The organism is Devosia sp. ZB163 (assembly GCF_028613635.1).
Taxonomy (GTDB): Bacteria; Pseudomonadota; Alphaproteobacteria; order Rhizobiales; family Devosiaceae; genus Devosia_A.
The window spans coordinates 636,983-657,074 of sequence record NZ_JAQRMY010000002.1 but is presented as its reverse complement, the minus strand read 5'-3'; the positions used below and the strand labels follow the sequence as shown (position 1 = coordinate 657,074).

The following is a 20,092-nucleotide window of genomic DNA, read 5'->3' as shown; positions in this document are numbered from 1 at the left end:
TCAGTCGCCGAGGTTTTCGTCGGCCGCCGCGATGGCGGTGGTCAGCTTGTCGAGAGCGCCGGCATAGGCCTTGTAGTTGCGCAGCCAGAACGCCGGCCAATCGGTCACCTGCCCGGCAGCGGCGGCACGGATCGCCGTCCACATCGGCTGGTCCTTGGCGGTCTCGATGGTGGTCGCCGAGCGGTTGTCGACGATGACGAGGTCGGGCTGGTACTTGTCTGCCTGCTCCCAGCTCAGCGTCTCCCAGTAGCCGCGGTCATCGGCGACCGCCGGGTCGACCAGCTTCATGCCCCAGGAGGCGAAGTCGGAGAGTTCGGCAGCGCCGGCCGTGGCGGCAACATAGAGCGCGTCCGTACCGGCCCAGACGGCGAGCACGTTGAGATTGGGCTTGGCCGCCAGCGCGGCCTTGAACTTCTCGCGCGCGTCCTCGAAGGCCTTCTTGTCGGCCGCCACTTCGGGAGCCGAAAGGTCGGCGCCTAGGCTCGCGGCCAGCTTCTCGTAGTCCTCGATCAGCGTGACGATCGAAGCACCCTGCGCCGGCCCGGTGACGGGTGCGATCTTCGAGACCTGCTCTAGCTTGTCGTTGAGACCACTCCACGCATTGTCGAGCGGCCACCATTCGGCGACGATCAGGTCGGGCTTCAGCGCGGCGGTCTTTTCGACATTGATCTCGCCCCAGGCCTCTCCGACGATCTCGATGCCGGTGAGGTCGAGTCCTTCGAGCGACTTGTCGTCGGCAACCGGGCTGTCGACGTAGATGCCGACGGGGCGGATGCCGAGTGCGATCAGGCCCGCGGCCGCATTGGCGTGGGCGACGATGCGGGTCGGGACATGGTCGAGACTTACGGTCTTGCCCGAGCCGTCCGTGTAGCTCCAGGCCTGGGCCAGGGCGACGCCCGGCAACGAAAGTGCGAGTGCCGCGACGATCGCGGCGGCAACGGCTTTGACAGACATGGCAATGACCCAGAATGTTGACTGTTCTGGTCACGTATCCGCGCGCAATATTGATTAGTCAAGTCATGTTTCCAGAGTCACCCGCGTGTCACCAATCGGTGCTATGTTCCTGCACTGCATGGTGAGACGGGCACCCGCGTGATCGAGCTGCCGCCGGCCATCAAGGAGTACTGGTACGCCTTCGATTGGAACGTCGAGGCGCTCTGGGCGCTGGACCTGCCCTCCATGCCCTTCCCGATCGAACGGCTGCTCTGGCACCTCGACGTGCCGCTATGGCCGCTCGACGACAGCAAGTACGTGCTGACGCCTCGCCAGGTGCTGCGTTCGCCCTATCGCTACAGCAAGGAATACCGGCGCGTGCGGGCGGCCAGCCTGGCCTTTCCCATCGAGATCACGCGCTTCCGCGGCCGCTGGCTCATCCTCGACGGCGTGCATCGGCTGACCCGGGCCCACGAGGACGGGCGCGAGGATATCTATGTCCGCAAGATACCGCGGCGGATGATCCGCTAGCTGCTCGTGGGGTCCATCGGCGATCGCCGCACCACCCCCTCCCTCGGTCCCTCCCCTCAAGGGGGAGGGAGGCGATGGGGCTCGTCCAGTCGATCAACGCACTTCTGCTCCCCTCCCCCTTGCGGGGAGGCCTGGGGGTGGGGTCGATCGGTGATCGCCGGATCACCCTCCCCCAGCAGACCGGCTAGCTGGCGACGCGGTATGGTTCGAAGCTGGCGCTGCCGCGATCGTGCAGGCTGGACCAGACGACCCAGAACTTGCCGTGCTCGTCCGGCACCAGTACCTCGGCCTCGCGGCCGGAATGGGTCTGGAACCGGGCGAGCGAGCGCGCTTCCAGCGCTGCGTTCTCCCGCGAGTTGAAGGGTCCGTGGGCCTTGCCCTCGAAATCGACCCACCAGTTGTCGCGACTGCGAATGACGAGATAGAGCGCCTTTGCCAACGGCGTCTCCTATGTGCGAGCCCCCGGGACGCATCGCCGAATCCGCCAACTCGACGGTCCCCGAGAGCAGTTCTTGCACTTCGCGCAAATCAAATCGAGCGGCGAACGTGCGGTATGGCACTGGACATAACGCTCACGAAACGGCGCGCCCGGCTCACACCGGGCGGCGGTACTGGTAGATGCCGACGTCGATCGATCCCTCGGCGAAGCCAGCCTCGCAATAGCTGAGATAATACACCCACTTGCGCCGGAATTCTTCGGTGTAGCCGAGCTTCTTGATCTCGGACCAGCGATCGAGGAAGCGCTCCCGCCAGAGCCGCAGGGTCTTGGCGTAGCTGAGGCGGAACGTCTCGACGTTCTCCAGCACGAGCCCGACCTTGTCGCCCTGCTCCTTCATTGCCGTCTTGGTCAGCAACATGCCGCCCGGGAAGATGAAGCGCTGGATGAAGTCCGGCCGCGCCCGGTAGTCGACGAAGTCCTTCTCGCCGATGGTGATCGCCTGGATGGCGGCCGTGCCACCCGGCGTCAGCCGGTCGTGCACCGTCTTGAAGTAGCTCGGCCAATGCTCCTCGCCCACGGCCTCGATCATCTCGATCGAGGCGACGTGATCGAACTCGCCCTTGGTGTCGCGATAGTCCTCGAAGTGCATCCGGGCGAGCTTGTCGAGGCCCTGCCGTTCCATGCGCTCGTTGGCGAACCTCAACTGCTCGGACGAGAGCGTGATGCCATGCACCTCGGCCCCGAAATCCCTCGCCGCCGTCTCGGCGAAGCCGCCCCAGCCGCAGCCGATCTCGAGCACGCGATGCCCCGGCTGCACGCCGGCCATCTCGGCCACCTTGCGGTACTTGGCGTGCTGGGCGTCGGTGAGCGACTGGTCCTCGGAGGTGAAGTAGGCCGACGAGTAGGTCATCGAGGGGTCGAGCCACTCGGCATAGAAGTCATTGCCGAGGTCGTAGTGCTCGGAGATGTTTTTCCTGGAGCCTTCCCGCGAGTTGGACCGGCTCAGGTGATAGGCGAGATCGTGCGCGGCGCGCCCGTACCAGGAGTTCTCGGCGCCATCGAGCACGTCGCGGTTCTGCAGGAAATAGCGGAACAGCGGCGTCAGGTCGTCGATCTCGACATCGCCGTCGATATAGGCCTGGGCGAAGCCCACCGTGCCGCGTTGCAGCGTCTTCTGCACGACCTTGAAATTGCGGAGCGCGAGCCGCGGATGCTCGCCGGTGCCGGGGGTGCCGAAGGTGCGGGTCTTGCCGTTGGGAAAGGTGATGGTCACGGCGCCATGCTTGGGCCGCCCCACCAGGCGCTTGCCGATCCATGCTGCAACGCCCGACAACACGTGTGTCCAAAGCGTGGGCGACGCCGCCCTGGTTTCAACCGCAAGCTTGTCCATGACGCTACAAAATCCGACCACTCAGACCCAGCAAGCATGCCAGCAAACAAGCGCTGCGGTGCCGGCCCTCACCGTGCTGCAGCGCGAGAAGATGCAGCACTTTAGTCACCACAAGTGGATATGCAAGCCAGTAGATTCAACCAATTGGACGGTCAGAGGCCGTTGGGCTCCGCCGCATCCGTCAGCCGGAACTGAACCTCTTCGCGTCCCTGCCAGTGATCGAGGGACAGCGTGCCGGCCAGATGGAGTGGCTTGTCGTTGCCTCCGGTGAGGAGCGCATCCCCCAGCGCCGTGGCCGCGGCGCGAAAGGCGATGGCCTTTATCCGTGCGCCATCGTCCGACGTCAGAGTGAACTTCACGTGCCCGGCGCCACCGACCACTTCGGCGAACTTCGCCTTGTGCGCCGGGAAGGCGAAGATCGGCTGCGGGCTGCCCGAACCGAAGGGCCCTGCCCGCTCGATCTCGCGGACAAACTGCGGCGTTGCCGCACGCGCCGTCATTGCGGCATCGATGGCCAGCGCCGAGATCGCCCGCGCTGCGCCGACGCTGCGCGCCAGCCGATCCGTCACATGCGCGCGGAACGGCCCGAGCTGGCCCGGCACCAGCGTTACGCCGGCAGCCATGGCGTGCCCGCCGCCCTTGGCGGCCAGGCCCAGCTCCACGGCTTCGATCACGGCGCTCCCGAGGTCGACGCCCGGCATGGAGCGACCGGAGCCGGTACCCGTTCCGTCCGGCCCCAGGGCAATGGCGAAGGCGGGGCGCTCGAAGCGCTCGCGCAGTCGCGCCGCGATGAGGCCGACGATGCCGGGGTGCCAGTTCGCCGAAGCGAGGAGCAGCACGGGCGGCCCTTCGCCGCCGCCGATTTCCGCCTCGGCGGCGCGCACGGCCTCCTCGAGCGCTTCCGTCTCGATGCGCTGCCGCTCGGTATTGAGCTCGTTGAGCCGGGCCGCGATCACCATCGCCTCCTGCTCGTCATCGAGCGTCAGCAGGCGCGTGCCCAGCGCGGCATCGCCGATGCGCCCGCCGGCATTGATGCGCGGCCCGATCAGGTAACCGAGGTGATACGGGTTGAGCGGGCCGGAGATGCGCGCGGCAAGCGACAGAGCGCCGATGCCGCGGTTCGATCCGGTGCGGGCAACCTCGAGCCCCCGGGCGACGAAGGCCCGGTTGAGCCCCTTGAGCGGCACGACATCGCAGACCGTCGCCAGCGCCACGAGGTCGATCATCGACATCAGGTCCGGCAGGCCCGTCTCGCCACGCTGGCGCAGCAGGCGGTTGGCCGCGACCAGCACCATGAAGGTCACGCCGGCGGCACAGAGATAGCCCAGCCCCGAGATATCGTCGGGCCGGTTGGGGTTCACCAGCGCCGTCGCGGGCGGCAACTCGGCGTCGGAGAGGTGATGGTCGATCACCAGCACGTCGAGGCCGCGCCCGCGGGCATGGGCGATCGGCCCGTCGCTGGTCGTGCCGCAGTCGAGCGTGATGAGCAGCTTCGCTCCGCCATCCACCAGCTTGTCGATCGCCGTGGTGTTCGGCCCGTAACCCTCGAAGATGCGGTCGGGAATATGGACTTGGGGCTTGAGCCCGAAATGACGGAGGTAGCGCGCCATCAGCGCGGTGGAACAGGCCCCGTCGACGTCGTAGTCGCCGAACAGCGCGACCGGCTCGACATCGGTGATGGCCCTCACCAGCCGCTCGGCCAGATCATCCATGCCCGCCAGCGTCGACGGATCCGGCATCAGTTCGCGCACGGTCGGCTGCAGGTAGCGCTCGGCCGCGTCCACATCGACACCACGGCCGGCGACGATGCGCGCGAGAATGTCGGAGAGATCGGTGCGCTGCCCGATGGCGGTCGCAGTGCGAATGCCGTGCTGGTCCAGCCGGTCGGTCCAGGCGCGGCCAAGCACGGATTTCGAAACGTCGAGGAAATTGGCCCGCGGCTCTTCCATACCCCGCGAGGTAAGCCCATCGGCGCGCCTAGTCGAGAGCCGGAGGCCGTTTTCCCGTCAAACCGATGCCGTCAGGAGAAAATCGGACACGATCTCGTCTCAGGGGACTCAACATTGCCGCCAGCGTCCCCCATATGTGCCCGAACGTTTTTATCAGGGGGACCATGATGTTCGCTTCCCGGGGCTTCCGACTTTCGGCCCTACTCGCCACTCTCGTGATGACCTTCTCGCTCGTCGCCGTCGATACGGCCGAGGCGCGGCGGGGTGGCAGCTTCGGCGGCCGCGGCATGCGCACGGAGCGGACCGTCCCGTCCACGCAGGTCTCACCCAACGCCACGACGCCCGTGCAGAACACGATGACCAACAGCAATGCGGCGCAGCGCAACACCGTGGGTAACGCCACGAACCCCGCCCGTCCCGGCCTCTTCGGCGGTCTCGGTGGGGCGCTGCTCGGCGGCCTGCTGTTCAGCGGCCTGTTCGGCATGCTGTTCGGCGCCGGCTTCGGCGGCATCGGCGGTTTCCTCGCCCTGCTCGTGCAGGTGCTGGCCATCGGCCTGATCGTCGCCTTCTTCCTGCGCCGTCGGCAGCAGCGGCAGCCCGCCATGGCCGGCAACGCCAGCGCCAACTCGTATCGCTACGAGGCGCCGCCCAACGCAGGCAGCACCGGCTTCTCCAGCCGCCCGCGGGCCGGGGCCGAGCCGCGCTCGAGCGCATCCGAGCGCGCCGGTCGCCGTGACGAAGTCGGGGTGACCGACGCCGACCTGTCGGTGTTCGAGCAGCGCCTCAACGAGCTGCAGGCCGCCTTCTCCAGCGAGGATTACGCCACCCTGCGCAAGATCTCGACGCCCGAGGTCATGGGCTACCTGGCCGAGGAACTTGGTGAGAACGCCTCCCGCGGCGTGCGCAACGAGGTCTTCGACATGAAGCTCCTCGCCGGCGACATTGCCGAGGCCTGGCGCGAGGATGGCACCGAATACGCCACCGTGGCGCTCCGCTACGAGTCGCGCGACATCACCCGCAATCGCGCCACCGGCGAGATCGTCTCGGGCGAGGACCGCGTCACGACCACGACCGAGATCTGGACCTTCCAGCGCCAGAACGGCGGCCCGTGGCTGGTGAGCGCCATCCAGGAGGCCTGAGCGCCTCGATAGAATGCCGAAGGGCCGCCCGTTGGGCGGTCCTTTTCGTTGCGCTACGCGGTTCGCGGCGATCCCCTCGCTACTTCGTCACAGCACGTACACCACGACGTCCAGCGAGGTGACCTCGGCTTCGATGATCGCGGCGATCCGTTCCCAGTCGCCACGGGCGAGGCCAGCGCCAATCTTGGGCAAGCCGATTTCACGGGCGGTGGCAAGCGGGCCGACGCCGGCCGTCCGTTGCTCCCGCGCCGTGTTCTCGATCCACCGCATGCAGGAACGGATCCCCTCGTAGCTCACATAGACCACGTTGGGATCCTTGCCGTAGCGCTCCTGGGTAATGCAGTTGAGCACGACCCGGTCGTTGCCGAACCAGGGAACGACTTCACCCACCCTCAGCCGGCGCGTGGCGTGGGCCTTGGCATAGACGTCGAACGCGCCCGGGTAGGCCCGCTTGATCGCAGCCGCTATGCCTGCTCCCATCAAGCCCTGGGCATTGCAGCCGTGGCCGATGACGCGGAGCGACGAGGCCAGCAGGTCGCCGGTGCGGTAGCTAAGCGCCATCAGTTCCCCCGATGATGTTCCGCCGTGATCCAGCGGACCGTCTGGCTCCACGAGCGCATCACCACGGTGTTGGTGCGGACCGCGTTCTTGCCGTAGCGCACGCCGCTGAGGAGGCTTCCGTCGGTAACGCCGGTGGCGGCGAAGAGCACGTCGCCCGAGGCCAGTTCCTCGGTGCGGTATTTCCGCAAGGGGTCGCTGATGCCCATCTTGGCCGCCCGCTGCCGCTTCTCGTCCGTATCGAGGATCAGCCGGCCCTGCATCTGCCCGCCGATGCAGCGCAGCGCCGCAGCGGCCAGCACGCCCTCGGGGGCGCCGCCCGAGCCGAGGTAGATGTCGATGCCGGTGTCCTCGGTGTTCACCGCATGGATGATGCCGGCAACGTCGCCGTCCGAGATGAGCTTGATGGCGACGCCCGCCGAGCGCAGGTCGTCGATCAGCGCCGCATGGCGCGGGCGATCCAGCACGCAGGCGGTGATCTCGCTGACCGAGACGCCCTTGGCCTTCGCCAGCGCCGTCACGTTCTGCCTGGGGCTCGCGTCGAGGTCGACGAGGCCATCGGCGTAGCCGGCGCCGATCGCGATCTTGTTCATGTAGACGTCGGGGGCGTTCAGCAGTCCGCCGCGTTCGGCCATGGCCAGCACGCAGATCGAATCGGGCTGGTTCTTGGCGCACAGCGTCGTGCCCTCGAGCGGATCGACGGCGATATCGACCTCGGGGCCATCGCCGGCGCCGACTTCCTCGCCGATGTAGAGCATCGGGGCCTCGTCGCGCTCACCCTCGCCGATAACGATCCGGCCATGGATATGAACGTTGCCCATCTCGGCGCGCATGGCCTCGACGGCGGCCGCATCGGCAGCCTTTTCATTGCCCTTGCCGCGCCAGGTGGCCGCGGCCAGTGCCGCTGCCTCGGTGACGCGCACCAGTTCGAGCGTGAGCGAACGGTCGATGGCCGCCTGCCGGTCGGGATCGGATTTGCCGAGCTTCATGAACACTCCCTGCCCCGCCGCAGGGGCATTTGTTACAGCTTTGCGGTCGCGCTCCCGCACCGCAAAAGTCTGCAACTCTTGCCGGGAACGCTTACAGTTGTTCGATCCGGATCATCTGCGGATCGCCGACGATGAAGCCGTCGCTGCGGATCGCCGCCAGGGCGTCGCGCACCGTCTGCTCCATGGTGGAGTGCGTGAGCAGCACCACCGTCCGGGTGTCGGTCCCCGTCACGCCGGGTTCGCTAACACGCAAATCCGGACGTTGGATGACGCTTTCGAGCGAGATGCCCGCCGCACCCATCCTAGAAGCAATAGCGGCAAACGCGCCGGGGACATCCCTCACATTTAGTCGGATGTAATAGCCGCCCTCGTGCTCGCGGATGGGCGCGCGCCGATATGGGGTCAGCTCCGCGCTCGGCACGCCCAGCGGCGGCACCTTGGTGCCGCGGGCGATGTCGAGGATATCGGACAGCACCGAGGACGCGGTCGGCGGGCCGCCGGCGCCCGGGCCGGCGAGCAGCAGTTCGTGCACGTGGTCGGTTTCGAGCGCCACGGCGTTCAGCACGCCGTCGACGCCGGCAACCGCCGAGCTCTTGGGCACGAGCGTGGGGTGTACGCGCTGGTCGATGCCGTCATGCGAGCGTTGGGCGATGCCGAGCAGCTTGATCTTGAAGCCGAGGTCGCCGGCGACCTTGATGTCGGCCTGGCTGATCTTGGTGATGCCCTCGACGAAGATCTCGTCCGGCGCGATCTCGCAGCCGAAGCAGAGGGACGCCAGAATCGCCAGCTTGTGGGCGGTGTCGTAGCCCTCGACGTCGAAGGTGGGGTCGGCCTCAGCGTAGCCCAGCTTCTGCGCATCGGCGAGGCACTCGGCGAAGCTGATGCCCTCATTGCCCATGCGGGTGAGGATGTAGTTGCAGGTGCCGTTCATGATGCCGTAGACGCGGGCGATGCGGGCCGAGCCCAGCCCCTCGCGCAGCGTCTTGATCACCGGGATGCCGCCGGCCACCGCCGCTTCGAAGCCGAGCTGCGCGCCCGCTTCCTCGGCGATCTTTGCGAGGTTGACGCCATGCCGCGCCAGCAGCGCCTTGTTGGCGGTGACCACCGGACGGCCGATCTCGAGCGCCGCGCGCACCGCGGCCAGGGCCGGGCCGTCCTCGCCGCCGATCAGCTCGACGAAAAGATCGATCCCGTCGGACTTGGCCAGCGCGACGGGATCATCGAACCACTCGAGGTCGGTCGTATCGATCCCGCGATCGCGGCTGCGCGAACGGGCGCACACCGCAGTCACGGTGATCTTGCGCCCAAGTTTTCGGGTCAGTTCCTCGCCGTCCTTCTGGATGATGCGGACCAGCGTGGCGCCGACATTGCCGAGGCCGGCAACGCCGATGCGCAGCGGCGCCTCGAGCGCGGCGTCGGCATGGTCCTGCATCGCCTTGAGGATGCGCGTGCGCGTATCCGAGCGCGGCTCGCGCCCTTCGCGCAGGTCGAAGACGAACAGCGGGTCACCGGCGATGGTCCGGCCGAACCGGGTCGGAGTCCAGCCACGCGCCGCGATAAAGGCTTCTACGGAGTGGCGGAAGGACTGGATATCGGACATTAAACGGGCCCTAAAAGATTGCCCGAGAGCTATGGATAGGAAAGACCCTATCAGTCAATAGGACTAACTACTTCTTCGCGTTACGCGCCGCCTGGGCAATGGTCCCGGCATAATGCGGATAGCCCCAGCGCAGGCTCAGCGCGCTCGGCGGCGAGACCGCGGCGACGTACTCGATGCCGACCAGCGAGGCGAACGCGCCCCTCACGTATTGCGGCTGGCTCTGCGCATAGGGCTTGGCGAAGAACTCGTCCGAGGCCTCCTGCGTCTCGTAGTACGTGATCAGGATGTCGCTGGTGAGCCGGTCGAACAGTTCGTAGCTCAGCGGGTAGTAGAACGAGCCGTCCTTGGGCGAGAGTTCGGTCACGCTCGGCGCCAGCACCATGCCTATGTCGGTGAGGAACTTCATGCGCGCATCGAGCGCATCGTAGACGGCGATCGAGCCGTCGAAGTCGTTCACGCCGGCAAAGGTCGTCCCGGCAATCTCGGGGTACTTGGCCGTCTCGTCGGCCACGAACTTGAGCGTATCGGCGACGACCTGCTCCGCCTCGGCGGACTTGCCCACGACCTGGCCGATGATGCGGGTCACGTCCTGCCACGGCGTGCTCCACGCCTTGTCCGGGAAGGCCACGGTCGGCGGATCTGGTTCAGGCGCTGGTAGTCCTCGGCGCTGATGCCGGAGAACACGGCGATGATCACATCCGGCTTCTGCGCCGCGATCTGCTCGAACGGAATCTCGGACGTATCCGAGAGCTGTACCGGGGTCTCTGCGCCCAGTTCCTTGAGCCGCTCCTCGACCCAGGGATGGAGGCCATTCTCCCCGCCGCCGTAGGTCGAGAACGGCATGGCGACCGGCACCACCCCCAGCGCCAGCAGCGCGTCGTGATTGCCCCAACCCCAGGTGACGATCCGCTTGGGCACCTTCTCGATCACCGTCTCGCCATAGGCGTGCTTGACGGTGACGGGGAAGCTCTGGGCGGAGGCAGGAAGAACCGCCGCAACAAGCAGCGCAACGGCAACGACGAGTCGGCGGAACATGGCTCTGGCCCTCGGTTGAGACACAAACTTGATAATCACGGTCATGTTAGTTGAGCAAGTGGGATTGCTAACTGCGAGCCGCCGGCGGGCCCGGCCAGCGACCGGGCCGCTGCCGACCGGAGTACTCTGCTAGTCCCTGCCCGCCCTGACGGCGTCGGCGATCAGCTTGATGTATTGCGGGTAGCCCCACTTCAGCGACAGGGCGCTCGGCGGCGAGACCGAGTTGATGAGCTCAGCGCCGACGATGCGTGCAACCGCGCCTTTGGTCACCTGCGGCGCCAGCGCAATCACCGAGTTGCCGAAGAAGGCGGCGGCGGTTTCGGGCGTCTCGAAGTAGGAGACGAGCACGTCGCCGGTCAACTGATCGAGGTTCTCGAAGCTCAGCGTGAAGAACAGGTCCTGCCCCTTGGCGAGTTCGGCGACGCTCGGCGCGGAGGCGAGGCCGGCATCGACGAGGAAGCGCACGCGGGAATCGAGGTTGCCGTAGACATTGATCTCGCCGTTCCACTCCGCGATGGTTGCAAAGGTAGCGCCGGCCAGCTCGGGATACTTCGCGGTCTCATCCTTGATGAACTGCTCGAGCTCGCCCACCAGCGCCTCGGCATCCGCCTTCTTGCCCATCGCCTCGCCTGACATGGTGATGGTGTCCTGCCATGACGTGTCCCAGGGTGTCTCAGGGAAGGCGACGACCGGCGCGATGTTGCTCAGGACTTTGTACTGCTCTTCCGAGATGCCGGAATAGACCGCAAGGATCAGGTCGGGCTTAAGCGCGGCGATCGCTTCGACCGGCGGCTCACGGCCGGTGTCGGGCAGGATGGACGGAAACTCGGCGCCAAGGGCGGCAACAGCGTCCTTGGTCCAGCGCAGGGCGCCGTTCCCGTCGCCGCCATAGCCGAAGAAGGGAACGCCCACCGGCACCTCGCCCAGCGCGATGACCGCGTCCTGTGTCGACCAGCCCCAGGTGACGATGCGCTGCGGCTTGGCGGGAATAGTCGTCTCGCCATAGGCATGTTTGATGGTGACGGGGAATTCCTGCGCGGCAGCCGGGATGATCACCGCGATCAGCATCGCAGCGGCAACGACGAGTCGGCGGAACATGGCTCTTGCCCTCGATTGAGATCGAAAGCTGATAATCACAGTCATGTTAGTTGAGCAAGTGGGATCGCTGGCGGCCGGTGCCCCTACCGACTGTCATCGAGCTATGGGCGGCCCCAAGAACGAAACGCAAAATGCAAACGGCCCGGTCGGTGACCGGGCCGTGCGTCTTGGAAGTCTCGCCTGCCTTACTTTGTTGCCGTGATCGGCACCACGTTGCCGTGGCTGGGCTGGCCGGCGAGGAACTTCTTGATGTTGCGCGCCGCCTGGCGGATGCGCTGCTCGTTCTCGACCAGCGCGAGGCGGACATACTGGTCGCCGTACTCGCCGAAGCCGACGCCGGGTGCGACGCCGACGCCGGTCTCCTGGATCAGGAGCTTGGCGAACTCGAGCGAGCCCATGTGGGCGAACTGATCGGGGATCGGCGTCCAGGCGAACATGGTCGCTTTGGGGGCCGGAATGTTCCAGCCCGCGCGGGCGAAGCTCTCCACCATCACGTCGCGGCGCGACCGGTAGATGTTGCGGACTTCCTCGATGACCTTGTCGTCGCCGTTGAGCGCGGTCGCGGCAGCCACCTGGATGGGCGTGAACGCACCGTAGTCGAGATAGGACTTCACGCGCGCCAGCGCCGAGATCAGCTTCTCGTTGCCGACGGCGAAACCGACGCGCCAGCCGGGCATCGAGTAGGTCTTGGACATCGAGGTGAACTCGACGGTGATGTCGATGGCGCCCGGCACTTCCAGCACCGACGGCGGCACGTCCTCGTCGAAATAGATCTCGGCATAGGCCAGATCGGAGAGGATGAAGATGTCGTGCTCTTTGCAGAACTTGACGACCTCTTTGTAGAAGTCGAGCGTCGCCGTGTAGGCGGTCGGGTTGGCCGGGTAGTTCAGGATCAGCGCGATGGGCTTGGGGATCGAGTGCCGCACTGCGCGATCGAGCGAGCGCATGAAGTTCTCATCCGGCTCGGCCGGCATTGAGCGGACCACGCCGCCGCTCATGATGAAGCCGAACGAGTGGATCGGATAGGTCGGGTTGGGCACCAGCACCACGTCGCCCGGCGCGGTGATCGCCGCGGCCATGTTGGCGAAGCCTTCCTTGGAGCCGAGCGTCGCCACCACCTGCGTGTCGGGGTTCACCTTCACGCCGAAACGGCGGCCGTAGTAGCTCGCTTGCGCCTTCCTCAGCCCCGGGATGCCCTTGGACGAGGAGTAGCGGTGGGTGCGCGGGTCCTTCACCGTCTCCTTGAGCTTGTCGACGATATGCTGCGGCGTGGGCATGTCCGGATTGCCCATGCCCAGGTCGATGATGTCGACGCCGCTGGCGCGAAGCTTGGCCTTGATCGGATCGATATGAGCGAAAACGTAAGGCGGCAGGCGACGGATGCGGTGGAAATCGTTCATTGGAACCTCGGTGGACCCGCGACGCACCCTAGGGTGCATGCATCGCCTTCATGTGGCGCCGATTATCGCGGAATTATGGTGTGGACTCGGTTAAGCGGCGCAAGGTCTTGACCTGTTGCCGCCAGGCTCTTCTGGTTCCGCTCTCCCCAGCCGCATTGCGGCGCTCGGGGAGAGCTAAAGAGCGGGGGCGCTAGCACGCGCGGCGGCACCGGCATCCCTGCCGGCCACTGCGATCTGCGCTGCTACTCCCTGAGTCATGTCCGAAACCGTGAGCGAGGATTGAGGAGCTTTAGTGGCGGGAACGGCGAGTGGTCAAGCCCGCTGATGGGCTCGTGCCGCACCGCGATCGCTACAGGCCGTTCGGCTTCTGCCGGCGGGCGTAGCGGATGGAATACACCACCCCGATCAGGATCGGCGCGAAGACGCAGCCCAGCAGCCACCAGATCAGCGCCGGCGTCGGCACCAGCGCGGCGGCGACGATAAGAACGAGACCGGCAATGATGCACAGGAAGCCGGTAAGGCGATGGGTGGCCTGCCAGTTGGCGGGATCGTTCAGCGTCGACGGCATGCGCAGGCCCGCGAGGCTGTTGGGCTGCGACTTCGGCATGACGTTGCCGAGCACCACCAGCAGGGCGCCGAGGGCGAAGCCGAGCACCTGCACCATGTTCACCGGCACGCCGATGCCGATCAGCACCGTCGCCACCTCCATCACCAGCGCAAGCCCGGTGATTGCGGTCACGACCACGCCGAAACTGTACCGGCCGGCGGCGATGTCGGCAGGCCGGCCGAAGCGGCCGACGACGAGGAAGATCGCCCAGACCACGGCGACCATCAGCAGGGGCACGAGCAGCGCCCATTCGCGCGGCAGGAAGCCGTCGGCCTCGCCGCTTGGGCCCCAATGCACCGGCAGCATCGTGCCGGCCGGCACGACCAGCAGGCCGGTGACGAAGGCCGAAACGAGCGCGACGAGCAGCGCGATGCGGATCGAGGTGAAGAGCGGGGTCATGGCGTGGGCTTCCTCAGGCTGAGAAGCCCTGACAGGGCTTCCTCCAGGATGGACATGTTCAGGTGATAGATGAGGCTCGTCCCCTGCCGCTCCACGGCCACCAGATCGGCTTCCTTGAGCTTGTTGAAGTGGACGGAGAGCGTGGGCTTGCTCAGCGTGAAGTGCTCGGCGAGCGCGCCGGCCGACAGCGGCCCCTCCCGCAGCAGCTGCAGGATTTCCCGGCGCACCGGATGCGACAGCGCTTCGAAGACGGAATTGATGCTCATCGGTCCCGTACGCATATTGCGACAGGATTCTAATTAGACGACTATCTAATTAGATGCAACGCTAATCCTTGGTCGGCAGGTACGAGATGAACTGGTCCGCGCTCGCCGCCCAGGAGAACTGCTCGGCATAGGCGCGGCACTCCTCGCGCGAGACGTCCAGCGCCCGAAGCGCCGCGGCCTTGAGATCGTGGTCGAGCACGCCGACAGGCGCATCGCCGATGACGTCGATCGGCCCGGTCACGGGATAGGCTGCCACCGGCGTGCCGCTCGCCAGCGCTTCGAGCAGCACCAGCCCGAATGTGTCGGTCCTCGATGGAAACACGAACACGTCGGCCGACGCGAAGAGCGTGGCAAGTTCTTCGCCCTGCCTGGAGCCAAGGAACGTGACGCCCGGATAGTCGACCGTAAGCTTGTCGAGGCTCGGGCCGCCGCCCACCACGAGCTTGGTTCCGGGCAGGTCGAGCTCGAGGAAGGCCTCGATGTTTTTTTCCACGGCCACGCGGCCGACATAGAGAAAAACCGGCCCCGGATACGGCAGGCTGCTTCGACGTGACGGGTTGAACAGCTCAGTATCGACGCCCTTCTGCCAGATCACCGCGTTGGTGAAGCCGCGATTCTCGAGCAGCATCTTGAGGTGCGGCGTGCCGACGAGGCAGTAGGTCGCGGCCCCGTGGAACCAGCGCAGGAACCGGTAGCTCCAGCGCAGCGGCACCGGCAGCCGGGCCTTCAGGTATTCGGGGAACTGGGTGTGATAGGCCGTCGAGAACGGGAAGCCGTTCTTGCGGCACCAGCGTCGCGCGATGATGCCCAGCGGCCCCTCGGTCGCGATATGGATCGCATCGGCTTCCGCCGCCTCGATCCGGGCATAGACCGGCTTCATCAAAGTGCGGCTGAGACGGATCTCGCCATAGCCCGGCATCGGGAAGGTCTTGAACTCGTTGGGCGTCAGCAGCTTCACCGTGATGCCGCGCTTTTCCATCTCGCGCGCCACGAGCTCGATCGAACGCACCACGCCGTTGATCTGCGGGTGCCAGGCATCGGTCACGATCAGAACGGTCTTGGGCTGTTGCGGCATTGGCTGCTCGTTCTTCAGGCGGCAATGGGTAACGTGGGGCCATTGCTCCCGCAAGCAGCATCGCTGCCACGCGGGCGTGGATACACGGCACCGAGGCCGGCGCCACTACGCCGATTGCCGCCAAAAGCAAAGGGCCCGCATCGCTGCGGGCCCTGCAAGTCTGTGTAGTCCGAACCGCTTAGCGCTTCGAGAACTGGAAGGAACGACGGGCCTTGGCCTTGCCGTACTTCTTGCGTTCGACGACGCGGCTGTCGCGGGTCAGGAAGCCACCCTTCTTGAGCACGGCGCGAAGCTCAGGCTCGTAGTGGGTCAGCGCCTGCGAGATGCCGTGACGGACGGCACCGGCCTGGCCGGAGAGACCACCGCCGGAGACGGTCGCGACGACATCGTACTGGTCGACGCGCGACGCGGCCACGATCGGCTGCTGCAGGATCATCTGGAGCACCGGGCGGGCGAAGAACGCGTTGTAGTCCTTGCCGTTGACGGTGATCTTGCCCGAGCCGGGCTTCACCCACACGCGGGCAATGGCGTTCTTACGCTTGCCGGTGGCGTAGGCGCGGCCTTCCTTGTCCAGCTTCTGGACATGGACCGGAGCCTCGTTGGCGACGACCGGAGCGACAGTACCCAAATCTTCGAGGGAATTGATGGTCTCGGCCATTTACTTGGCCCTCACGTTCTTGGTGTTGAGCGAGGCGACGTCGAGCTTGGTCGGCGACTGAGCCTCATGCGGATGAGTCTCGCCGGCGTAGACGCGCAGGTTGCCGTACTGCTTGCGGCCGAGCGGGCCACCGGGAAGCATGCGGCGGACGGCGTTCTCAAGCACGCGCTCGGGGAAACGACCCTCGAGCAGCTCGCGCTGGGTGCGGTCCTTGATGCCGCCGGGATGGCCGGTGTGCCAGTAGAAGCGGCGCTGATCGAGCTTGTTGCCGGTCAGCTTCACCTTGTCGGCGTTGATGACGACGACGTTGTCGCCCATGTCCATGTGCGGCGTGAAGGTCGGCAGATGCTTGCCACGCAGGCGCATCGCGATGATGGAGGCGACACGGCCAACCACCAGATCCTTGGCGTCGATCAAGATCCACTTCTTGTCGATCTCGCTCGGCTTTACCGAGAAGGTGCTCATTGATGTTTTCCTTTGGGAAAGGCGGACAAGTGACCCATGCCCGGTTCTCTTGGCGCGGGATATACGGGGCAGTGGCTCAAGCGTCAAGCGGCAAGATTTTCGCACTGTATTTCAATAGCTTACACCGTTGGTATTATGATACCACATACTAAGCTATTGATTTTGCTCAACCTTGCCGTTTTCCGAATCCCCATCCCAACGCGGGGATGACATCGAAAGGCTAGCTCGCCCGGCGCGGCTGCGCGTCCGCGAGGTAGGCGATCGTCGTTCCCGCCAGCAGGAATGCCAGGGCCTGATGGCCGAGCGCCAGCGAGATCGGCACCATGGCGAGGAGCGTTGCGATGCCCAGCACCACCTGCAGCCCGATCAGGCCGGCGATCCGCGGCAGCCAGCCGTGCACGCCAGCGAAGCCCCCTCGCCTCGCCTGCCGCCACAGCAGCCAGCCAGTGTAGGCGACGACGACGTAGGCGATCATGCGGTGGATGAACTGCACCGTCAGCGCGTTCTCGAAGAGGTTCTTCCAGAACGGGTCCATGACGTCGAGGCCGCGCGGAATCAGCTGCCCGTCCATCAGCGGCCAGGTGTTGTAGCCCATGCCGGCGTCGAGCCCGGCGACGAAGGCGCCGGCGACGATCTGCAGTTCGATGAGGATCAGCAGCCCCCATACCGGCCAGCCCGGCGAAGTCGTCACGGTCTTGGCCGGCTCGAGCCGGCGCGCCACCCAGATCAAGGCGAGCAACAGGAGCGAAGCGGCAAACAGGTGGGCGGCCAGCCGGTACTGCGAAACCGAAGTCAGCTCCGACAGGCCGGACGACACCATCCACCAGCCAAGGAAGCCCTGGAAGCCGCCGAGCAGGAACAGCCCGGCAAGCGGTCCGGCAAGGCTCCAGTCGAAGCGGCGCTGGACCAGGAACACGACGAACGGAATGGCGAAGGCGAAACCGAGAACGCGCCCGAGCAGGCGATGACCCCATTCCCACCAGAAGATCGACTTGAACTCCTCGATCCCCATCCACGCATTCTGAACGCCCTGCGGGATCTGCCGGTAGGCGTCGAACTCGGCCTGCCAGTCCGCGTCGGTGATCGGGGGAATGGCGCCGGAGATCGGCTTCCAGGAGGTGATCGAGAGCCCCGACTCCGTCAGCCGCGTCGCGCCGCCAACCACAACCATGGCAAGTACCAGCCAGGCCATGAAATAGAGCCAGATGCGGACCGGCCGCAGACGGTCGGCGCTGGAAACTGTCGGTGTGGCGGATTGAGCGGTTGCACTGGTAGTCAAGATCGGCTCCTTTGCGTCCGACCTACTCCTTGCATCCGGTCGAGGCAACGACCGCGATGCCGCATCCGATCAGGCGGCCATGACCCAATCGACCCGCAAACTCCTCGGCACCGTCCTCGTGCTGCTCTCGCTCGTGGTCTGGTCGGTGCTGGGAATGTGGATCTACATGAGCTTCCTCGGCGCCGCCGCCTGGTGGCTGCTCATCGGCTTCTTCGCGCTGATGGGCATGAGCTGGTTCTACCCCGCCGCCTGGCTCGTGCGGTGGATGTCGAAGCCGGACTGAGGCGAGCGCGCTGCCATTCTCGTCCGCCTGCCGTCACCATTGACGCCTCCTCACCACCGTCATCCCCGGGCGAAGACCCGGGGACCCAAGCGATGGCTCTGCGCGAGTGGAGAGATGGGTCCGCGGGTCAAGCCCGCAGATGACGGAGAAGGTAAGCTGGCTCGTGGCGGGGTGCATACCTTGACGCATCAAGGCGCTGTGCGGCCGACGAAGAATTGAACAACGTCGTGATTGGCAATCGACTTGGCCAGCTCGAGCGGCGACACGCCATGCAAGTTACTGAGCGACCAGTCGGCACCGGCATCGAGAAGCTGCTTGATGACCGCTCCTCGACCTCGGGAGTCGAACACTGCCCGGAACAGGGGGGTGTTCCCGTGCCTGTCGACTGGGTCGATCTCGGCACCGGCGACCAGAAGTAGGTCGACGATCTCCGGGTGCTGCTCACGGGCAGCAAAGTGCAGTGGAGTCTCGCCGTTCCGATCCTTCACGTTGACCTGGACGCCGGCCGCAATCAGTGCCGAGACGACCAGAACGTTCCCGCGTTGAACGGAGTAGAACAGTGCCGTTCGGCCCTGCCGATCCTCAGCATCCACTGGCTCGCCCCGATCGATTGCCGCAAGCAGGTCCTCCAGGCTGTCAAACAGAACTGCCTGGTGGACTGCGCCAGCATCTTTCACTCGATGTGCCTTGTGGAGGGCATTACCCGCCCCCTACTCCCACCGCACATGCGCGCCGAGCGCACTCAGCTTCTCCACGAAGTGCGGATAGGCGCGGCGGATCGGGTCGGCGTTCTTGATGCGGGATTCGCCCGGGATCTGGATCGCGGCGAGGAGCAGCGCCACCACCACGCGGATGATGTAGGGCGCTTCGACCGTCGCCGGTCGCAGCTTGTTGCCGCCGAAGACGATCAGCCGGTGCGGGTCGGAGAGGTGGACGCGGGCGCCGAACTTCAGCAGTTCCGCGCTCCAGCCCAGGGCACCCTCGTACACCTTGTTCCAGAACATGATGTCGCCCGTGCAACCCACGGAAATACCGATGGCATGCGGCAGGAGGTCGGCCGGGAAATAGGGCCAGGGCGCGGCCTCGATCTTGGGCAGCATCTCGGCCGTGTAGGGCTCGGTGATGCGGCGGTTCCAGCCGGTCGCGGTGACCCTGCCCTCCTCGACCTCGAACTGCAGGCCGAGCTTGCCGAACTGGCGCAGGATCAGCGTCATGTGCGGGCCCATGTCAGTCTCGACCGTCAACCGGCCGCCGGTAACGGCGCCGATGGCGAGGAAGGTCGCGACCTCGTGGTGGTCGTCGGGAACCCGGGCCGTGGTGCCGCGCAGCTTCTCGACGCCGCGGACCGTCAGCTTGGACGTGCCGATCCCGTCGATGTCGGCGCCCATCGCCGCCAGCATGTCGCACAGCGCCTGGACGTGCGGCTCGGACGCGGCGTTGTTGAGATGCGACGTGCCCTTGGCGACCGCGGCGATCATCACGAACGTCTCGGTGCCGGTCACCGAGGCATAGTCCGGCCACAGGTCGGTGCCGCGGATCTCGCCGCGACGCTCGATGCGATAAGGCCGCGTGCCGGCGATCGTGCCGCCGAGCTTTTCGAGAATCTCGAGGTGCGGGTCGATCTCGCGCACGCCGAGCGCGCAGCCCTTGGCCTCGGTATCGAAGATCAGGAAGTCGCTCCGCATCAGCACCGGGGCGAGCAGCAGGACGGCCGCACGGATGCCCACCGGCAGCTCGGCATCGGACGTCGCGAAGGCTTCGAAGTCGTGCTTGATCTTCAGCGTCTGGGCCGCGAGGTCGCGCGTCACGGTCGAGCCCTTCGAGCGGAAGTACTCGACCAGCTTGTCGATGTCGCTGATCTCGGGGACGTTGGTGAGGGTGACTTCCTCTTCGGTCAGCAGCGTCGCGCATAGCATGGGCAGCACGGCGTTCTTGTTGCCGGAGGGACGGATGGTGCCGGAAACGGGGCGCGCGCCGTCGACGATGAGGTCGGTCATGG

General features: G+C 66.1%; 20 protein-coding genes and 1 pseudogene. 3 read left to right on the top strand and 18 right to left on the bottom strand.

The window, feature by feature from the left end; translation table 11 throughout:
* Entirely contained in the window at window positions 1-954 is a 954-nt protein-coding gene (locus tag PRN20_RS11375; protein ID WP_273957468.1) for an ABC transporter substrate-binding protein, read from the bottom strand.
* 138 nt (window positions 955-1,092) lie between these two features.
* Between PRN20_RS11375 and PRN20_RS11370 the strand changes: the two genes are divergently transcribed.
* Complete coding sequence (locus PRN20_RS11370; protein ID WP_273957467.1) at window positions 1,093-1,464, top strand: hypothetical protein; 372 nt, start codon at window positions 1,093-1,095, stop codon at window positions 1,462-1,464.
* 184 nt (window positions 1,465-1,648) lie between these two features.
* Here the strand turns inward: PRN20_RS11370 and PRN20_RS11365 are convergent, their stop codons facing one another.
* From PRN20_RS11365 to recJ, 3 genes are all read right to left on the bottom strand, one after another.
* Complete coding sequence (locus PRN20_RS11365; protein WP_273957466.1) at window positions 1,649-1,903, bottom strand: hypothetical protein; 255 nt, start codon at window positions 1,901-1,903, stop codon at window positions 1,649-1,651.
* Between the two features lie 154 nt (window positions 1,904-2,057).
* Window positions 2,058-3,236 (bottom strand): SAM-dependent methyltransferase, encoded by a 1,179-nt coding sequence (locus tag PRN20_RS11360; RefSeq protein ID WP_273957465.1) that lies wholly within the window; start codon window positions 3,234-3,236, stop codon window positions 2,058-2,060.
* Between the two features lie 209 nt (window positions 3,237-3,445).
* Window positions 3,446-5,242 carry a single-stranded-DNA-specific exonuclease RecJ gene (gene recJ / locus PRN20_RS11355; RefSeq protein WP_273957464.1) on the bottom strand — a complete coding sequence of 599 codons (1,797 nt, stop codon included), beginning with the start codon at window positions 5,240-5,242 and terminating at the stop codon, window positions 3,446-3,448.
* Window positions 5,243-5,409: 167 nt separating this feature from the next.
* Here recJ and PRN20_RS11350 point away from each other — a divergent pair, with 167 nt between their 5' ends.
* On the top strand, window positions 5,410-6,381 hold the full coding sequence (locus PRN20_RS11350; RefSeq protein ID WP_273957463.1) for a Tim44 domain-containing protein: 972 nt from the start codon (window positions 5,410-5,412) through the stop codon (window positions 6,379-6,381).
* 87 nt (window positions 6,382-6,468) lie between these two features.
* Here the strand turns inward: PRN20_RS11350 and PRN20_RS11345 are convergent, their stop codons facing one another.
* The 12 genes and pseudogenes from PRN20_RS11345 to PRN20_RS11290 form a co-directional block, all read right to left on the bottom strand.
* Window positions 6,469-6,942, bottom strand: coding sequence for a macro domain-containing protein (locus tag PRN20_RS11345; RefSeq protein ID WP_273957462.1), 474 nt, complete (start codon window positions 6,940-6,942; stop codon window positions 6,469-6,471).
* The gene (glpX, locus tag PRN20_RS11340; RefSeq protein WP_273957461.1) at window positions 6,942-7,928 is read right to left on the bottom strand and encodes a class II fructose-bisphosphatase; all 987 of its coding nucleotides are present in this window, start codon (window positions 7,926-7,928) and stop codon (window positions 6,942-6,944) included. Before glpX ends, PRN20_RS11345 begins: the two co-directional genes overlap by 1 nt.
* 91 nt (window positions 7,929-8,019) lie before the next feature.
* Window positions 8,020-9,360, bottom strand: a complete 1,341-nt coding sequence (locus PRN20_RS11335) for a homoserine dehydrogenase (RefSeq protein WP_273958068.1) — start codon at window positions 9,358-9,360, stop codon at window positions 8,020-8,022.
* Between the two features lie 235 nt (window positions 9,361-9,595).
* Window positions 9,596-10,563, bottom strand: a pseudogene (locus PRN20_RS11330) (ABC transporter substrate-binding protein).
* Window positions 10,564-10,692: 129 nt separating this feature from the next.
* On the bottom strand, window positions 10,693-11,661 hold the full coding sequence (locus PRN20_RS11325) for an iron-siderophore ABC transporter substrate-binding protein (RefSeq protein WP_273957460.1): 969 nt from the start codon (window positions 11,659-11,661) through the stop codon (window positions 10,693-10,695).
* 185 nt (window positions 11,662-11,846) lie between these two features.
* Window positions 11,847-13,061 carry an LL-diaminopimelate aminotransferase gene (locus PRN20_RS11320; RefSeq protein ID WP_273957459.1) on the bottom strand — a complete coding sequence of 405 codons (1,215 nt, stop codon included), beginning with the start codon at window positions 13,059-13,061 and terminating at the stop codon, window positions 11,847-11,849.
* A 349-nt stretch (window positions 13,062-13,410) separates the two neighbouring features.
* Window positions 13,411-14,067, bottom strand: a complete 657-nt coding sequence (locus PRN20_RS11315) for an SdpI family protein (RefSeq protein ID WP_273957458.1) — start codon at window positions 14,065-14,067, stop codon at window positions 13,411-13,413.
* On the bottom strand, window positions 14,064-14,333 hold the full coding sequence (locus tag PRN20_RS11310) for an autorepressor SdpR family transcription factor (RefSeq protein ID WP_273957457.1): 270 nt from the start codon (window positions 14,331-14,333) through the stop codon (window positions 14,064-14,066). Before PRN20_RS11310 ends, PRN20_RS11315 begins: the two co-directional genes overlap by 4 nt.
* Window positions 14,334-14,394: 61 nt before the next feature.
* The gene (locus PRN20_RS11305) at window positions 14,395-15,408 is read right to left on the bottom strand and encodes a glycosyltransferase family 4 protein (RefSeq protein ID WP_273957456.1); all 1,014 of its coding nucleotides are present in this window, start codon (window positions 15,406-15,408) and stop codon (window positions 14,395-14,397) included.
* Between the two features lie 178 nt (window positions 15,409-15,586).
* On the bottom strand, window positions 15,587-16,066 hold the full coding sequence (gene rpsI, locus PRN20_RS11300) for a 30S ribosomal protein S9 (protein WP_273957455.1): 480 nt from the start codon (window positions 16,064-16,066) through the stop codon (window positions 15,587-15,589).
* Complete coding sequence (rplM, locus tag PRN20_RS11295) at window positions 16,067-16,531, bottom strand: 50S ribosomal protein L13 (protein ID WP_273957454.1); 465 nt, start codon at window positions 16,529-16,531, stop codon at window positions 16,067-16,069. It lies immediately after the preceding gene.
* 220 nt (window positions 16,532-16,751) lie between these two features.
* Entirely contained in the window at window positions 16,752-17,810 is a 1,059-nt protein-coding gene (locus tag PRN20_RS11290; RefSeq protein ID WP_273957453.1) for a COX15/CtaA family protein, read from the bottom strand.
* Window positions 17,811-17,889: 79 nt separating this feature from the next.
* Between PRN20_RS11290 and PRN20_RS11285 the strand changes: the two genes are divergently transcribed.
* Window positions 17,890-18,093, top strand: coding sequence for a DUF2842 domain-containing protein (locus tag PRN20_RS11285; RefSeq protein WP_273957451.1), 204 nt, complete (start codon window positions 17,890-17,892; stop codon window positions 18,091-18,093).
* Between the two features lie 188 nt (window positions 18,094-18,281).
* Here the strand turns inward: PRN20_RS11285 and PRN20_RS11280 are convergent, their stop codons facing one another.
* The gene (locus PRN20_RS11280; protein ID WP_273957450.1) at window positions 18,282-18,770 is read right to left on the bottom strand and encodes an ankyrin repeat domain-containing protein; all 489 of its coding nucleotides are present in this window, start codon (window positions 18,768-18,770) and stop codon (window positions 18,282-18,284) included.
* 33 nt (window positions 18,771-18,803) lie between these two features.
* Window positions 18,804-20,090 carry a UDP-N-acetylglucosamine 1-carboxyvinyltransferase gene (locus tag PRN20_RS11275; protein ID WP_273957449.1) on the bottom strand — a complete coding sequence of 429 codons (1,287 nt, stop codon included), beginning with the start codon at window positions 20,088-20,090 and terminating at the stop codon, window positions 18,804-18,806.
* Window positions 20,091-20,092: the final 2 nt, after the last annotated feature.

What these genes read in the sequence shown, in the direction of transcription:
- PRN20_RS11375 (WP_273957468.1), bottom strand. Translation starts at nt 954, where the DNA reads ATGTCTGTCAAAGCCGTTGCCGCCGCGATCGTCGCGGCACTCGCACTT.
- recJ (WP_273957464.1), bottom strand. Translation starts at nt 5,242, where the DNA reads ATGGAAGAGCCGCGGGCCAATTTCCTCGACGTTTCGAAATCCGTGCTT.
- PRN20_RS11350 (WP_273957463.1), top strand. Translation starts at nt 5,410, where the DNA reads ATGTTCGCTTCCCGGGGCTTCCGACTTTCGGCCCTACTCGCCACTCTC.
- PRN20_RS11345 (WP_273957462.1), bottom strand. Translation starts at nt 6,942, where the DNA reads ATGGCGCTTAGCTACCGCACCGGCGACCTGCTGGCCTCGTCGCTCCGC.
- glpX (WP_273957461.1), bottom strand. Translation starts at nt 7,928, where the DNA reads ATGAAGCTCGGCAAATCCGATCCCGACCGGCAGGCGGCCATCGACCGT.
- PRN20_RS11335 (WP_273958068.1), bottom strand. Translation starts at nt 9,360, where the DNA reads ATGCAGGACCATGCCGACGCCGCGCTCGAGGCGCCGCTGCGCATCGGC.
- PRN20_RS11325 (WP_273957460.1), bottom strand. Translation starts at nt 11,661, where the DNA reads ATGTTCCGCCGACTCGTCGTTGCCGCTGCGATGCTGATCGCGGTGATC.
- PRN20_RS11320 (WP_273957459.1), bottom strand. Translation starts at nt 13,061, where the DNA reads ATGAACGATTTCCACCGCATCCGTCGCCTGCCGCCTTACGTTTTCGCT.
- PRN20_RS11315 (WP_273957458.1), bottom strand. Translation starts at nt 14,067, where the DNA reads ATGACCCCGCTCTTCACCTCGATCCGCATCGCGCTGCTCGTCGCGCTC.
- PRN20_RS11310 (WP_273957457.1), bottom strand. Translation starts at nt 14,333, where the DNA reads ATGAGCATCAATTCCGTCTTCGAAGCGCTGTCGCATCCGGTGCGCCGG.
- PRN20_RS11305 (WP_273957456.1), bottom strand. Translation starts at nt 15,408, where the DNA reads ATGCCGCAACAGCCCAAGACCGTTCTGATCGTGACCGATGCCTGGCAC.
- rpsI (WP_273957455.1), bottom strand. Translation starts at nt 16,066, where the DNA reads ATGGCCGAGACCATCAATTCCCTCGAAGATTTGGGTACTGTCGCTCCG.
- rplM (WP_273957454.1), bottom strand. Translation starts at nt 16,531, where the DNA reads ATGAGCACCTTCTCGGTAAAGCCGAGCGAGATCGACAAGAAGTGGATC.
- PRN20_RS11285 (WP_273957451.1), top strand. Translation starts at nt 17,890, where the DNA reads ATGACCCAATCGACCCGCAAACTCCTCGGCACCGTCCTCGTGCTGCTC.
- PRN20_RS11275 (WP_273957449.1), bottom strand. Translation starts at nt 20,090, where the DNA reads ATGACCGACCTCATCGTCGACGGCGCGCGCCCCGTTTCCGGCACCATC.